The organism is Pseudomonas sp. ef1 (assembly GCF_007293365.2).
GTDB lineage: Bacteria > Pseudomonadota > Gammaproteobacteria > Pseudomonadales > Pseudomonadaceae > Aquipseudomonas > Aquipseudomonas siliginis.
Genome location: NZ_CM129815.1, coordinates 4,447,094 through 4,463,574 on the forward strand (window position 1 = coordinate 4,447,094; position 16,481 = coordinate 4,463,574).

A 16,481-nucleotide genomic window follows, 5' to 3' on the forward strand; every position below is an offset into this window, starting at 1 on the left:
TCATGGACGCGTTTCTTGCCGTGCCTGCTGTGGATTTCGACGTTGTGTTCATCACCGGCCGAGACAGGGAGATATCGCGCTTGGCCTCGGCGGTAAGGTTGCCGGTAGCTTCGGCGATGGCGACAACGTTGATGTCGCGACCGGCATTGAGCTTCAGGTCGCCACCGCTTTTACGCTGGACGAGAATTGAAAGGTGGTCTGTCCCCGTTTATCTCCTCCATTTGTTGTGAATAACGCTTTTCTAATCTTTCAGCAGACCTTTGAACTCCATCGCGTTCATCTGGAAAGTAAGCAGAATAAACATCAGCTGCAATTTTCATCAGAGAAACGTAGTCAGCCACAGGTATGCTAGAAGTTAACGCTTCCCCCAAGAAGAAACTTACCTCATTGAATTCTTCTGGATCGTCCCAATCCTGATCAAGCGAGTAAAAAAAACCTTCAGCCACTGAGAACCCATGTCCCTGCGAAGCGTCGTAGATGAACGCAGGAAAATTAGTCCTCCCTCTTACGATAGAAGCCTCAATTAACTCGTAAAGACCCTCATAATCTGCGTCAGTTAAAGAAAATGATTCCTTGAGAACCTCTAACCAAACCAAATCAGCCATTATTTCGTCCTCGGCGGCATAGTAATAAATGAGTTTGTTATATCTCCAGTTTTGCTATCACGCGTCACTTGAAAGTAATAACCATCAACTTTGATACTGGCCTCCCTCATGGCTGGATTAGCTCTGAACAAAGAGCCAGCTTCGACTGCCGCCCTGCTCGACATATCAGCCACCTTGATATCTGACAGAATTTTCGAATCATAAGTTGTTTTGGTGGATTTGGACTTGTATCCACCGACCAACTCGCCCCGAGTGTTAGTTTTAGGCAACTGATAACTATACTCCACAAGGCCAGGATAACGGACATCCGTAGTTTTGTTGGAGATTTTTGCCCCAGTTTTTTCAACCGACTCCAAGAAGGCATCGCTGTTATGAGCACCAGAAATCGTCCCCGCCTTACTATTACGCACGCCAATCTGGGTGTTATGACTAAGAACTTTCTCGCCAAAATCTTTCAAAAATGTAGAGGTTGCCTGACCTCCAACGGTGGCTGCCCCCTCTGAACCTATCGCTGCCGGCCTAACGACTGCCGCAATCTGCTCAGCCGTTAGCTTAGCCCCAGTTTTCGCTTCGATCTCCATCAAACCGCGGAGATCACTCAGTTCCTTGGCTGCGGCCCCACCTGCTGTGGCCCCTAACCCCACGGGAAGTGCCTCCGACATTCCTGCCTCAGCGGTCCAGATCGCGACTTCGTTCGCGCACAGCACTGGGTTTGCTGCACAAGTAGCTGCACCTCTCGTGGCCAACTGTCCAAGCAAACCAATCGCTTCCGGCGCAAGAGCAATAATTCCCGCTGCAGCCAACAATTTCACCGCATTAGCCGGATCCCCTTTCGGAAGGTGGTCGAGGACCGCTCGCGTCCTAGCGTTGGTCGAGTCGGCGATATTGCTATGAAGGAATTGATCTGTGATCCCCGAATCGTCATTTTCCCAAAGTTTATTTAATGCAAGAGAGCCTTCATCAATCTCAGCCTTGATCTGCGCGCAATCGCCGGTCGCCCAACAGTTATTGAGCCGCGCCGTGTTATCCGCATCACGCTTGGCAAACTCAGCTCGAACAGCATCACAGTTGTCTTTACACTCCTTAAGCGCTTTCTCGAGGTCTTTTACATCCTGGTGATTCAGGAAGTTGTACTGTGTCGCGTTGTTGGCAACCCAAGAAGCGTTTTCCAATGACTCTTGATCAGTATTGCCCAGCGCAGTTGCGGAGAGCACCCCCACAATCTGCGACCCCATGAGCAACAACTCGGGATTGCCCTTGAACCATTTGTTCATCTCACCAACAAGCGCTTCATTCGCACCAGCCGCCAACGCGCCTGTCGCAAAATCCCCGCCGGTCATCTCCGACAACAGCCCACCCACCGCCGCATGAATGATGATTTTGCCCGCTGAGCCATCATCCAGAACGCCCTGCGTGAGATCGCCCACCATGTTGAAGCTGAACGCTGCGACGGTATTGAACAGAGCCGTCTTCAGAACGTCACCGGCACTTGCATCGCCGCCGACTGCCTTGGTGATCAGCGCGGAAGTGCCACCCTGGATGATTTGGCTTCCAGCAAATCTACCGACTCCCTCCCACGTGGCTAACGACGGGCCGAGCAGCTTTCCGGTATTCGGATCGTATTTCATACCCGTCAGCTGGTTCAGGTATTCGGCCATCAATCCGGCTGTCACTCCGGAAATCACATAGCCCTTCAGTGCATCGGATGAAGTAACGTCCGCGAAAACCGCTCCAAGGCTTCCTCCGTTATTGATAAAACTGGTCGTGGCATTTGTGGCTGCACCTGTTGCCACAGCGGCGAGGCCTGCGGCCCAGGCTGTGCCCATGCTCGCGCTTAGCGAAGCGAACGCAGCAGGCCCGACAAAGGCAGCCATGATGATGGCGATGATCATCTGCGAAGCCGGGCCAAGCCCCGAGTTGCTGTATTTAAACGACTCGTGAATCTCCTTCACGCGCCGCCAATCAACATCTCCCCGAGCCTCCGCATCCTTCAACCACGCCAGTTGCGGATCAGCCTTGACCATCGCATCAATGGTCTGGCTGACGGACTCCTGACTCACATCCTTGATATCAATCTTCAGCCCATCGACCGCTTTCAGGACGATGTTGCCCTTGGCAATCATCTGCGTCTGGCGCAGGGTTTCGTCGGTGTTGCCGCGACCTTTCGCCGAGACCCACGCCGCGTTGTTGTTGGTTTTGGTATGGCTCTCGTCATGCAGATCCTTCACCCCTTCGAAGGTGATGGCGCCGCCGCTGTCGAGGAGGATGTCCTTGCCGCTGTCGAGTTTGGCCACCTGGTAATGCTGGTCGCCCAAGCTGACCAGAGACAGGTTGCCGCCGGTCTTGATTTCGCTGCCGACGTGGGTGACCTGGGTGACTTCGTCGCGCTGGAGTTTCAGGTTGCCGAAACCGCCCTTCTCCTTCATGTCGTAGAGCGTGTGGTCCTTGTTCTGCGCGGCCAGCAGATTGAGGTCGTTACCGGCGTAGACGTAGGCTTCATTGCCTGCGCTGATTTTGCTCGCGACCAGTGTGGTGTCACGCCCGGAACTGGTTTTTACGTCGCCGCTGGCGATGAACTCAGCGGCTTTCTGAACAGTGTGGTCATCCTGTTCATGGACACGTTTCTTGCCGTCCTTGCTATGGGTTTCGACGTTGTATTCATCTCCGGCCGAGGACAAATAGATGTTGCGACGGCATCGAGCTGCAGGTCACCGCCGCTTTTACGCTCGACGCGAATTTGAAGGTGGCCTGTCCCCGTTTGTCTCTCGAAAGGTGGTCTGTCCCCATTTATCCGGTCCCCATTTATCCGCTTTTCTTTCAATCGTCGGGAATCTCGATATGAAACGAATCTGCATCAATTTTCAAAGACATCCATCCTGGCCCAGGCAAAACGTTTATTTCACCCTCAAGAAAATACTCACTTGCCGACTTATCGACTTTAGGCCCACTAATAAACTCCTCGACAAACTCATTACCTGAGGAACTCTTTCGATCGAGAGAATATTCATAGATAACTTTTCTCAACACACTCACACCCGAAAAGACCAGCCAGCAGTCACCCACATATTCATGCATTGCGTGCAAACCTTCACTCTTGCTCTCGTATCTGACCCATTCACCACCCTCGCTTCGAGCGTGTAACAAACCATTTACAAGACTCCATTCAACATACTCCACATCTCTAGCGGGATCGTAAATGTAATGAACAGGAAAAATACTTTCGCCCTTAGGACACTCATCTTCATCACACTGTACGATCCGAGCGCCATCCGCCGCTGTTACCAACTTCGTCTTTTTCAAGGCTAGGCCTCTTTCGACATAAAGGCGAACTACTCCATTTTCGAGCTCAAAGCCTCCATATACGCAGTCAAATGTGACGAGGGAATCAAACATCGCTGAAACTATCATTTTATTTTCTCTAGAACGATGGTTTTCATACTATGGAGATCAGTAATCTTACTACCGTCTGTGCGTAGGAACGTGTGCCCCGAGAATCGAGCATCTAGACCTCCATCCTGGATAACCCTGACGCCAACCGATTCAAGATCGGCTGCACTTGGTAGTTTTCCATACGGATTTGCCGAGTTAGTGTTTATGAATATTTTCCCACCGGGCTCAACCACCCGTGTCGCCTCAGGCAAAAAGTCCATCATGGAGAAAGTGCCCCCTGCACCTTTAGGTATGAATGGGTTACTGGCCACGATTTCTCGCACGGAGTTATCTCTGAGAGGTAAGTTCCTGGCGTCGGCACGGACGCCTGATTCGATACTGCCACTAATATCAATATTAAGCGCACCTGGAGTTTGAGCGCTCTTACCTCCAAATAGCTCAATAGTTGGTTTAGGTTGATCAATTGGAGCAACCCATTTGCCACCGACCCACTCGACAGCTTTCCCACCAATGTGAGCAGTCAAGAGTCCGGTAACAGCGTCAAAAGCCATACCACCCAATTCCTGGGCGGAGGCAGTCGCTACTTTATCAAATTCTTTTTCCAGCGTATGCGACGGGATCGGACTGGTAATCCAATCCTTAAACCCCAGAGCTAGCCCGCCAATACCGTTTGCGATTGCACCAATCGTGTCAAAAGGTGATGAGACGGCATTCCAGAAGGATTCCGCTGTTTTGACTGCTCCACCTGGCCATGCAGCAACTATTTCACGAACGCTAGTACCCCCTTCTCTGGCCAGAAATCCCGGATCCAGCGAAGGAGGGTAAACAGTCGTAAGCTCTTTTGGGTCAATGCCTGCAAAATAATTGGCCTTGGCGGCATTGTATTGCTCAAGCGTCCATCCTTCTTGTAGTGCTTGTAGCTGAATCTTGCGCCCGAACTCCTCCATATCACGTTGTCTTTCGGCATCCAATGCCGCTGTTGCCCGGGTGATATTGTCCTGGCACCCTTGAGCGCCCTCTCCCGAACCACAAGCTGCTCGAGCTCTGTCCGCCGCGACAACGTCTCTATGTAACAGCCAGTTGTACTGAGTGGCATTCTTCGCAATATTTGCACCCTGCTGCAGATCACCATCCACCGCTGCGGCAGCAACGAGCCCGGTTAGCTGCGACATCATCAAGTGCAACTGATCATTGCCACCAGCGAACTTCACAAGGACATTCATCGCCGCTTCGTTCAACCCGGCAGCCGCCGCACCAGTAGCAAAATCCCCACCCATCGCCTCGGAAAGCAAGCCCCCCATCAGCGCATGCGCGACAACTTTTACTACGCCACCTTCCGGGAACTTGATCGTTTGATCGCCAACAAAATTGAACCCGGTCGCCATCGCGACACTGCCCGCTTCTCCCAGCAACGCGGAACCAAAGTTGTCACCAAAGCTACCGCCACCAATGGTGGTAGAGATGCCACTGGAAATGACCGCGCGACCCGCAGTTCGGATCGCTACGTCGGTAAAATTACTGCTGGTCAGAATACTTGCGGCTTTGCTGCCCCCCGCTGCAAACCAATTGGCATCGGCATAATCAAGCATGCCTGCGGTGAAGCCAGCGATAGCTGCGTTCTTGAGACTGTCGGCGCTGAATGTTTCCTTGAAAGCAGCGCCGAGGTTCCCTTTGTTGCTGATTGTGCTTGTCACGCCCGTCGTAGCGAGGGTTGTGGCGAATGCGCCGCCGAAGCCACCGCCGACCAAGCCCAGTCCTGCCGGCCCCATCACAAAAGACATCATGATGGCGATGGCAATTTGCGCCGCTGGCCCGACGCCCGAATTCTCGTATTTAAACGACTCGTGAATCTCCTTCACGCGCCGCCAATCAACATCTCCCCGAGCCTCCGCATCCTTCAACCACGCCAGTTGCGGATCAGCCTTGACCATCGCATCAATGGTCTGGCTGACGGACTCCTGACTCACATCCTTGATATCAATCTTCAGCCCATCGACCGCTTTCAGGACGATGTTGCCCTTGGCGATCATCTGCGTCTGGCGCAGGGTTTCGTCGGTGTTGCCGCGACCTTTCGCCGAGACCCACGCCGCGTTGTTGTTGGTTTTGGTATGGCTCTCGTCATGCAGATCCTTCACCCCTTCGAAGGTGATGGCGCCGCCGCTGTCGAGGAGGATGTCCTTGCCGCTGTCGAGTTTGGCCACCTGGTAATGCTGGTCGCCCAGGCTGACCAGAGACAGGTTGCCGCCGGTCTTGATTTCGCTGCCGACGTGGGTGACCTGGGTGACTTCGTCGCGCTGGAGTTTCAGGTTGCCGAAACCGCCCTTCTCCTTCATGTCGTAGAGCGTGTGGTCCTTGTTCTGCGCGGCCAGCAGATTGAGGTCGTTACCGGCGTAGACGTAGGCTTCATTGCCTGCGCTGATTTTGCTCGCGACCAGTGTGGTGTCACGGCCGGAACTGGTTTTTACGTCGCCGCCGGCGATGAACTCAGCTGCTTTCTGAACAGTGTGGTCATCCTGTTCATGGACACGTTTCTTGCCGTCCTTGCTATGGGTTTCGACGTTGTGTTCATCTCCGGCCGAGGACAAATAGATGTTGCGACGGCATCGAGCTGCAGGTCACCGCCGCTTTTACGCTCGACGCGAATTTGAAGGTGGCCTGTCCCCGTTTGTCTCTCGAAAGGTGGTCTGTCCCCATTTATCCCGCTGAATTTGGACACCATCCTTTAAAAGACTGGGGGAAGAGTCTCTGACGTTGGAATGGCAGCCTGCAATCAGGAAAATAAAAAGCAGCAAAAGTCCGGCTTTAATCAATTTTCGCTTACCCTTTCAAAAAGTAGCGGCCAGATTTGTCGAGTTCAACAAACCTACCCCGCTACAACAACCATAAAACATCTACAACTCTTCAATACTTTCAATTACGCCAACAACTGCCCCCCGAGGCAGCAACGCCTCATGAACAAGGTTGCCAAAGTCCTTACTCCAGACCAGTCTGTCTGCATGCGCTGTTTTTTGAAAATAAATAAACAGACCGGCGTCCCCCAAAAAGGTGCACGTTATATCTTGCACGCCTTCTAAAATGGCGGATTCCCCTTTGAAGAAATAACGATGCGCGGAAGCAAATAATTCTTTTGCAGAAATCGCCGGATCACCCTCCTCTATATTTTCAAAGTCCATTTTTGCGTAAAAGTTCACGGCAGTTTTAAGCTCGACTACATCCACCACATCAAGGAGCCTTTCCCCACAAACAAACAACGAAAACAATCCATTTACCCAGAAACATGAATCAGTCCAATCCCTCACGACATCAAACTGAATTGAGAATATAAACGGATCACCATAAATCATTTCAATCTTACTCCTAGTGCTTTTTGCACCGCCGCCGGTATATAACTAGCCGACAATTGGCTGCCGGAGCCCCCCGTACTACCGTTCCAGTGAAACACACCATTAAAAAAGGGGACAGCCCCCTTTTTTCCTATAGCGCTCCGCAACACTCAACGCAGGACAAACTTTCACGTATAGCTTCAGCCAATCACATTAAATGCAATCTGTTCTTATTTTTAAAAAATACGTGTTCTGCCCCCATCCACCGCCATTTCTCCGAACAACTTGCAAAAGTGGCCTCTTCCCGCGCTTGCTATTACGCAGCCCGCTTTACCAAAGAGACTTTGTCTCCGAAATCGCACATACCATCAGTAAACGTTAGGCAGCCATCATATTCCAACACACTAAGCCCACAATCTCCACAATCAAAGTAAATGCCCAAGCACCCTTCCTTCACCCCTTCAATACGGTACTCATAAATCCCTGATATTTTTTTATCTAAGTATTTGCGTAAAGAATTCACCACCCTCACGGGATAAGCAAATTCGTCATCAAGACTCTCGACTATTTGATATTCGGCCTCTCTCAAACCGTGCGAAAAAATTGCGACCCCTTCTCCAATACTTAATGACACCCAGCCCTGCAGATGTAGTTTAAAAAACAACACCAACACGTCACAAATCTTTTCCCTTTCGATATAAAAGGAGCGCGCGCGAAACTCACAAAATTCATCATCTAAATACATAACCACCTCTCAGAATTTTGAGGACCTTTCTGGAATTAAAGTATCAAACTCATATTTACCGCCTGGCAGCACTCTTAAACTAACGGTTCGATCCGTGACCTTACTATACACATGCACTAAATCGTAGTCGCCTCGGACTTGCGACCTGGGAATCAAGCTGCTTATGTCCGTTGCACTCTCGAGGGTAGCTTTGATATCAAGCTTTGCTTGATCGATCCCAGCTCTTCCTCGTTCGTAAGGAAGTCGTCCTTGTCCGATTTTTTCCCCAAGTTTTTTATTCAAATTGGTTAACTGGGACGTCATAAAATCTTCAACGTCCCCTAAACCGGTCACAGGTTTTACCCCGCTCGCGCCGGATGACAGGCTGAGGGCTTCAGTTCCCGAGTAGTTCTTCCAGTCAGGGTGATAAGGATTCGCCCTCATTCCATCCGAAATTTTGGTTATTACACCATCAGCACCTTTTGTGGAGGTAAGCAGTTCATCAGTCTTTCCAACCAATTTGCTCCCAGCCCCGATCCCTCCAGTCAGAATCGTCCCAGCGATTTCCGCATGATCACCCAGCATCGTTTTATGGTGAGAGTTCAGCTCGTCCGTGTGGTTCGAGTCTTGGAAGTCCTGAACAATCGCTCGCTCTTCAGCACTTAACCCGCCATTTGCATCGTAGTTTTCAAGCGCCAGGGTCCCTCCTTCAGCGGCGTTCGTCTGACCATTACACTGATCGAAACCCTCGCACTTGAACAGTTCGGATCCACTGGTTTTCGCGCTCAGTTTCGCATAGGTATCCTTCACTTTCTCTCGACAGGCTGCTGGATTTTCGCTAGCTCTACAGCCCTTCAACTCTGTGACGAGATCGTCTACTTGCTGATGATTCAGGAAGTTGTACTGTGTCGCGTTGTTGGCAACCCAAGAGGCGTTTTCCAATGACTCTTGATCAGTATTGCTCAGCGCAGTTGCGGAGAGCACCCCCACTATCTGCGACCCCATGAGCAACAACTCGGGATTGCCCTTGAACCATTTGTTCATCTCACCAACAAGCGCTTCATTCGCACCAGCCGCCAACGCGCCTGTCGCAAAATCCCCGCCGGTCATCTCCGACAACAGCCCACCCACCGCCGCATGAATGATGATTTTGCCCGCTGAGCCATCATCCAGAACGCCCTGCGTAAGATCGCCCACCATGTTGAAGCTGAACGCCGCGACGGTATTGAACAGAGCCGTCTTCAGAACGTCACCGGCACTTGCATCGCCGCCGACTGCCTTGGTGATCAGCGCGGAAGTGCCACCCTGGATGATTTGGCTTCCAGCAAATCTGCCGACGCCCTCCCACGTGGCTAACGACGGGCCGAGCAACTTTCCGGTATTCGGATCGTATTTCATACCCGTCAGCTGGTTCAGGTATTCGGCCATCAATCCGGCTGTCACTCCGGAAATCACATAGCCCTTCAGTGCATCGGATGAAGTAACGTCCGCGAAAACCGCTCCAAGGTTTCCGCCGTTATTGATAAAACTGGTCGTGGCATTTGTGGCTGCACCTGTTGCCACAGCGGCGAGGCCTGCGGCCCAGGCGGTGCCCATGCTCGCGCTTAGCGAAGCGAACGCAGCAGGCCCGACAAAGGCAGCCATCACGATCGCAATAATCATCTGCGAAGCCGGGCCAAGCCCCGAGTTGCTGTATTTAAACGACTCGTGAATCTCCTTCACGCGCCGCCAATCAACATCTCCCCGAGCCTCCGCATCCTTCAACCACGCCAGTTGCGGATCAGCCTTGACCATCGCATCAATGGTCTGGCTGACGGACTCCTGACTCACATCCTTGATATCAATCTTCAGCCCATCGACCGCTTTCAGGACGATGTTGCCCTTGGCGATCATCTGCGTCTGGCGCAGGGTTTCGTCGGTGTTGCCGCGACCCTTGGCCGAGACCCATGCGGCGTTGTTGTTGGTTTTGGTATGGCTCTCGTCATGCAGATCCTTCACCCCTTCGAAGGTGATGGCGCCGCCGCTGTCGAGGAGGATGTCCTTGCCGCTGTCGAGTTTGGCCACCTGGTAATGCTGGTCGCCCAGGCTGACCAGAGACAGGTTGCCGCCGGTCTTGATTTCGCTGCCGACGTGGGTGACCTGGGTGACTTCGTCGCGCTGGAGTTTCAGGTTGCCGAAACCGCCCTTCTCCTTCATGTCGTAGAGCGTGTGGTCCTTGTTCTGCGCGGCCAGCAGATTGAGGTCGTTACCGGCGTAGACGTAGGCTTCATTGCCTGCGCTGATTTTGCTCGCGACCAGTGTGGTGTCACGGCCGGAACTGGTTTTTACGTCGCCGCCGGCGATGAACTCAGCTGCTTTCTGAACAGTGTGGTCATCCTGTTCATGGACACGTTTCTTGCCGTCCTTGCTATGGGTTTCGACGTTGTGTTCATCACCGGCCGAGGACAGGTAGATGTCGCGCTTGGCCTCGGCGGTGAGGTTGCCGGTGGCTTCGGCTGTGCTGGCGATGACGTTGATGTCGCGACCGGCATCGAGCTTCAGGTCGCCGCCGGTTTTCACTGTCGACGCGAGGTTTTCCACGGTGGTGGTAATGACTGAGCGATGGCCGCCATCGAACGATTCGTGGAGTTCGTCTTCGTCGCGTGTCGCCAACAGGTTGATGTCGCGCGCTGCACTCAGGCTGGCGTCACCGCCGCTGCTGATGGCAGACGCGTTGGTCAGATCCTGTCCGGACTTGATGGTCAGGCTGTCGCGGGCGCTGATGATGCCGCCGTCGTCGACGAGGGTGCGCATGCCGTTGCCATCACGCACCGCGATGGCGGTGCGATCGTTGACGATATCGCCCTTGAGTGTCGTCAGTTCGACCTGATTGCCACGGATTTCGCCGGCTAGGGCGTTGCGGATGCTGTCGGTGGCCATGAGTTTGATGCGCTCATCGGCTTCGACCAGACCGCCCTGATAGAGGCTGCCCTTGACGTCGACGGACACGTCGTTGCTGGCCTTCAATGTGCCGACGTTGACCAGATCGCTACCGGCCAGCATTTCCAGATCTCGGCCCTGAATCAGGCTGCCACCGCGCACGTTGCGCGACTCGGCCTGCGCCAGATACAACACCGGCACCAGCACTTTCTGGCCGTCGACGATGCGCTCTTCCATCCAGACAATGTCGTGGGTCAGCGCAGCGACCTGCGCCGAGGTCAGGCTGACGCCGACCGACAGGTTCAGTTGGTTTTTGCTGGCGAGCGCGTTATCCATCAGATAACGAAATTGCTCGTAGTCGTTCTCCAGGCCACCGGCGAGAAAACGCTGGCCGGTCTGGGCCATGACTGCGTCGCTGATCAGCCGCGATTCATAGCGCCCGTCACCGAGGCGACGCGCCGCTTCATCGGCGCTGAAGTCGAGCTTGCCGAGCAGGTAGTCGGAGCTCATGAACGCGGTCGTCTGAGTCAGCTCTGGGTTGGTTTCGATCAGATAACGGCTCTGCGGATTGGTGCTTTGCACGAACATGCCGTACGGGCCTTTCGGCAACCGGAAGGTCGAGGAAGCCGTCGGGTCGACTGCGGCGAACGGCACACCTTTGAAGTCCACCGGTGTGAAGCTGATCTGCTTCACGCCATCGGCGTCGACATGCTCGATACGGGTAACGGATCTGGAGGTTTGGGCGACAGCGTCGGTGCTATGTTTGCCCAGGTTGATGTTGATGCCGCCGACCGCGTCAGTCTGGTCGCTGGCCAGAGAACCTGTCAGTTGACCATAAGTGTTGTCGTATAGCGTGCCGTTCTGGATGCTGTTGGTGACGTCGAGCTTGACCTTGCCGCCGGCCTGCATCACCGCAGCGTAAACGGCGTTGCCGTTTGCATTCCAGGTGGTGACGTCACTCATCAAAGAGAATCGCGAATCACTGGAGCGACTGATCAGTTCATCGAACCGCGCCTGATCGAAGTTGCCGGCCGCGGCAGCCGCGTTGAACGCCGGAACATCGACGAACTCCATCTTGTCCCAGAGGCTGTTGTCGATACGCCCAGGGGTGCCCCTTTTCACCACTCGCGTCCCCGAACGCGACTCCGCGCCCTGGTTCAGCAGGCTGTCAGCCGTCACGGTCAGGTCGCCGTTGGCGGCCAGCAGGCTGTAACGGTTTTCAACCTGATTGGCGTGGATGGTGAAGTTCTTGCCTGCCACGAATCGCGCCGCGCGCGAGTCCTTGAGCACCTCGTCGTTGAATTGAGTAGTGATGGTGATGGTGCCGCGCTTCCAGCCATCACCACCATCGCAGTGCTGACCGCACACCCAGCTCAAACTGCCGGACGACTGACCGGAAGTCAGCTCGAACTCGGCTTTGGCGTTTTCGAAGGAAACCGCGTTGATATCGACGTCACCCTCGCCTTCGATGGTGCCCGACAAGTTGCTGAACAACGCCGCGCGCCCGCCATCGACAGCGTCGAAGCTCATGTTGCCGCTGCTGTAAATATCGCCGTAATAGTTATTCAGGCTGTTGCCGTGCAGCTTCATCGTGCCGCCGCTGAACAGCAGCGTGTCGGCATCGTTGTAGAGACCGTTGGCGGCGGTGAATTCGAGATTGCCTTGGGCGCCGAGGGTGCCTTTGTTATTGATCCGTGCCGCCGTCACCGTGAGGTTCTGATTGGCGATCAGGCGACCGAGATTGTCCAGTGTGCCGCGCAAGGTCATCACGGTGTCGCCGCCGCTGACCAGTCGCCCGTCCTGCTGGATCACGTCGTTGGCGCTGATCGTGAGTTTCTGCTGCGCGGAGACTTTGCCGCTGTTGAGCAGATTGCCGCCGAGGGTCAGCGCCAGATCGCCGCCGCTGAGCAATTGTCCGGCATTGTTCAGGTTGGCCACGTTGAGGCTGAGCGCCGAAGCACTGGCGATCCGTTCGCCAGCATTGAGCGTCAGGTTCTGCGCACTGGTGTAGGTCAGCCCGCCGTTCAGTTGCCAGGTACCAACACCGTTGACCGAGCCGACATCCCATACACCATTGCCCACCCCGGTGAGACTGCCCTGGTTGTTGGCCAGTTGGCTCACATCCAGGTCGAAAAGGCCCTGCGCCGCGTGGCGCACATTGCCGCTGAAGTTATTGATTTCGGCACCCGACAGCAGCAGGTCCTGACTGCCGATTTCGATCACGCCGCTCTGGTTGTTCAGATTGCCGGTCAGCTTGATCTGACTCGCAGCGCCACCGAGGGCGCGGAGCTGACCACCGGCGCTGTTATCTAAGCCGCTGGCAGTCAGCTTGAGGCTGTTCGCCGATTCGATCAGGCCGCCCTGGTTGAGGACCTGCCCGACGGCTTCGAGCCCCAGCTGATTACCGCTGATCTCGCCGCTGGTGTTGTCCAGGCTGGTACCAGTGAAGATCACCTGATCCTTGCCGAACATCTTGCCGGCGCGGTTGGTCAGGCGCGTTACCGTCAACGTCAGGTCATCGATCAGGCTGGAAATCAGCCCGGCCTTGCCGCTGGCTGCACTATTGTCGAGGTCGGCACTGGTGATGCTCACCGAGTCGGCTTGCAGCGTGCCGCCCTGGTTTTGCAATTTGCCGTTGTTCAACGCCAGTTCGGCATGGCTGCCGTTGGCCAGAATCACACCTTGCTGATTGAGCAGTGTTTTGCCAGTAATCTTCAGGCCGTCGCTGCCAGCGATGATCTGCCCGGCAGCGTTGTTGTTGATCCAGGCGCTATTGATGTCCAGGCGCTTGCCTTGCAGGGTGCCGCCCCGGTTATCCAGCGAGGTCAGTTGATCAAGGAGCAAGCGCTGTGCGCCAGCATCGACCAGACCGGTGACGTTGCTGAAGACTCCGGCAATGTTGAGGACGACATCGCCGCCATTACCGACGATGCCGCCCTTGTCGTTGTTGCCAAGTTGTTTGGCATTGATGTCGATAGCGTTGCCGAGCAGGACACCGGCGCTGTTTTCGATCTCGTCACCGTCGATGTGCAACTGACCTTCGCTCTGAATCCGGCCCTGTTGATTCAGCAGTTGCGACTGGCCCGGCGAGGTTTGCTTGAGGATCAACCGCGCGCCATCGGCACCTGCGGCCAACAACCCGTTGGCACGGTTATCAAGGCTGGCCGCGTGCAACTCCAGGCCGTCGGCGATCATCCGCCCGCCACGGTTGTCGACGTATCCGTCCTTGGCCACCACCAGCAATTGCCGGGCGGCGACTACACCGCCACGGTTATCGATAGAGCTGGCACGCAGTTCCACATCGCCTTTGATGGATTGCAGACGGCCCAATGCGTTGTTCAAGTGCTGCTGGACGAGGAGCGTCAGTTGCCCGGTTTCGGCGCTGAGCGTGCCGTCGTTGTTGCCGATCAGATTGCGCAGGTTTGCGTCGACGATGCCGCCCAAAAGTTGGCCGCTGGCGTTTTGCAGATCCTGCGCGGTCAGGCTCAGGCGATCGGTCCCCTGGATCAGGCCAAGGCTGTTATCCAGGTCTGCACTGGAAACCACGCTGTCATCGGACGAAATCGCGCCTTGCGTATTATCCAGCGTGCCGCGACTGGCCACCTCGAGGGTTTTGCCCGTCAGACTTGCGTTGCGGTTGTTGATGCTCTGCGCAGTGACGGTCAAGCGATCCGAAGTCTGCACCTTGCCGTCGTGGTTATCGAAATCCTGCATCAGCGTCAGATCAGCAGCACCTTTTTCCGCGCTGATCACACCCTTGGCGCTGTTATCGAGGCGAGTGGCCGTGACGAGAATGTCGTCGGCTGCCAGCGTCCCCCCCTGATTGAGCAACTCCCCTCCCGACAGTGCCAGTGTGGTTTTCGCCTGGATCTTGCCCGCGCCGTTATTCAGACGTTCGCGGGCGACAACCTTGGCCTCACCGTCGCTGGCGCCGATCAGGCCGCCGCTGTTGTCCAGTTGACGGGCGTCCACGTCGAGGCGACCGGCGATCACTTTGCCGCCGGTGTTTTTTACCTCCTGAGCATTGAGCTTGAGGCTGCCGCCGGCGATTTCGATACGACCCTGACGGTTGTCGATGCTGTCGACCACCAGTGTTGCCGCTTGCCCATCGGCGAAGCGAATCAGGCCGCTGAGGTTGACGATGGCCGGCGCGCTCACGACTAGACGGGTTTCACCATAAACACGCGCATTCACACCTTGGTTGACCAGGCGCGCCGCGTTCAGAGTGATGTCTTGAGCCTGCACGGTACCGTTCTGGTTCTCGAACGTTGCGGCTGCGCTGGCGGTCAGGGTTCGGCTGGCCAACACGCTGCCACTGTTGCTCACCGAAGCACTGTTGATCGACAGATCACCCTTGGCGTTGCGGCTGTTGTCTGCGTTCACCCCGGCTTCAATCACACCAGCGTTGGTCAGCCTGCCGCCGCTGCTCAGGCTGACGCTGTCACGGGCAGCGAGGCTTTGGCGATTGATCAGGTCTTCGGCGGTTTGTACGGTGACCTGCGTACCGGCATAAACCGCGCCCTGGGCATCGAGACTTTTGGCCTTTACATCGACGGCATTACCCGCCGTGACTTTAGCCAGGGTCAGCTGGCCATTGGCGTCGATCCGGATGTCACCGGCGCTGGCGGCAAGATCCCCCGCCAGCTTCACACCAACGCCCTGCTCGGTACCGACCAGTTTGATTGCACCGGCATACATGCCGCCGAGCGCCGAGGAGTCGATGGCCAGTTGTGGTCTGGCGCTGCCGTCATCGGCACGGGCGGTGGCACTGAGCGTGTCGGCGTTGACGTCGTTGCGGCCGGTGGTGATGTTCAGGTTTTTTGCGTGGATCTGTGCATTGATCTGCGCACTGCGAGTAATGATTTCGAAACTGTCGACGTTGCTCGCATCAAGACCGACGCCGTCAATCGACACGCTTCCCTGATCAACCTGAAAGCGCTCCAGGCGACCATTGTCGAGCACCGGCTTACCGGTGGTCAGCGTGACACGTGGCGTGTTGATGAAACCGCAACCGTTGCAACTGATGCCGTAAGGATTGGAAACGATCACCCGTGCCGATTGCCCTGCGACTTCGGTGTAGCCGCGCAACTGGCTCGGGCTGCCGCCATTGACTTCGTTGAGGATGGTTTGTGCCGCTGCGCCACGCAGGTTCGGGTTGCCGAGAATGATCCCGCCCAGTTGCGTCTGTTGCATGCGGTCGGTGGCGTTGTTGAGGATGACGCCTTGCGCACCGACGTTGTAGTCGTGGAACTGGTTATGCGACAGGCCACTGCCATTGGGCGCTGCGATGTTGACGATTGGCACGCCATTGCCGGCGCGATCCAGACTGGTGCCGGGTGCACTGACAACGATGCCGTCCGCCTGCGCCCACACCGGTTGCCAGAACATGACGTTCGCCAGCAAAAAGGCCAGACCACGCTTGGGCATGCCGCAGAATTGCTCGCGCTTTTTTACGGCCGCAGAAGGTTGGCTAGCCAGGAAGGCCAGGTGGCGAATGTCCATATCAGAATCTCGAAGCGG

At 55.4% G+C, this 16,481-nt stretch carries 5 protein-coding genes and 2 pseudogenes; all 7 read right to left on the reverse strand.

Annotated elements, in window-relative coordinates; genetic code table 11:
- Nucleotides 1–170: 170 nt before the first annotated feature.
- The 7 genes and pseudogenes from FEE99_RS20125 to FEE99_RS20155 all read right to left on the reverse strand — a co-directional run bounded on the left by FEE99_RS20125 (nucleotide 171) and on the right by FEE99_RS20155 (nucleotide 16,463).
- A complete protein-coding gene (locus tag FEE99_RS20125) occupies nucleotides 171–605 on the reverse strand; it encodes a hypothetical protein (protein WP_052392201.1) in 435 nt (144 codons plus the stop codon).
- Nucleotides 605–3,295, reverse strand: a pseudogene (locus FEE99_RS20130) (DUF637 domain-containing protein); the annotation flags it as partial. The pseudogene FEE99_RS20130 and the gene FEE99_RS20125, both read right to left, overlap by 1 nt.
- 127 nt (nucleotides 3,296–3,422) lie before the next feature.
- Nucleotides 3,423–3,905 carry a hypothetical protein gene (locus FEE99_RS20135; RefSeq protein WP_237143779.1) on the reverse strand — a complete coding sequence of 161 codons (483 nt, stop codon included), beginning with the start codon at nucleotides 3,903–3,905 and terminating at the stop codon, nucleotides 3,423–3,425.
- Nucleotides 3,906–4,009: 104 nt separating this feature from the next.
- Nucleotides 4,010–6,592, reverse strand: a pseudogene (locus tag FEE99_RS20140) (DUF637 domain-containing protein); the annotation flags it as partial.
- Nucleotides 6,593–6,886: 294 nt separating this feature from the next.
- Entirely contained in the window at nucleotides 6,887–7,339 is a 453-nt protein-coding gene (locus tag FEE99_RS20145) for an Imm42 family immunity protein (RefSeq protein ID WP_041479759.1), read from the reverse strand.
- A gap of 295 nt (nucleotides 7,340–7,634) precedes the next feature.
- On the reverse strand, nucleotides 7,635–8,063 hold the full coding sequence (locus FEE99_RS20150) for a hypothetical protein (RefSeq protein WP_041479757.1): 429 nt from the start codon (nucleotides 8,061–8,063) through the stop codon (nucleotides 7,635–7,637).
- Between the two features lie 9 nt (nucleotides 8,064–8,072).
- Nucleotides 8,073–16,463: a two-partner secretion domain-containing protein gene (locus FEE99_RS20155; RefSeq protein ID WP_237143780.1), complete on the reverse strand. Its 8,391-nt coding sequence runs from the start codon at nucleotides 16,461–16,463 to the stop codon at nucleotides 8,073–8,075.
- Between the last annotated feature and the right edge of the window lie 18 nt (nucleotides 16,464–16,481).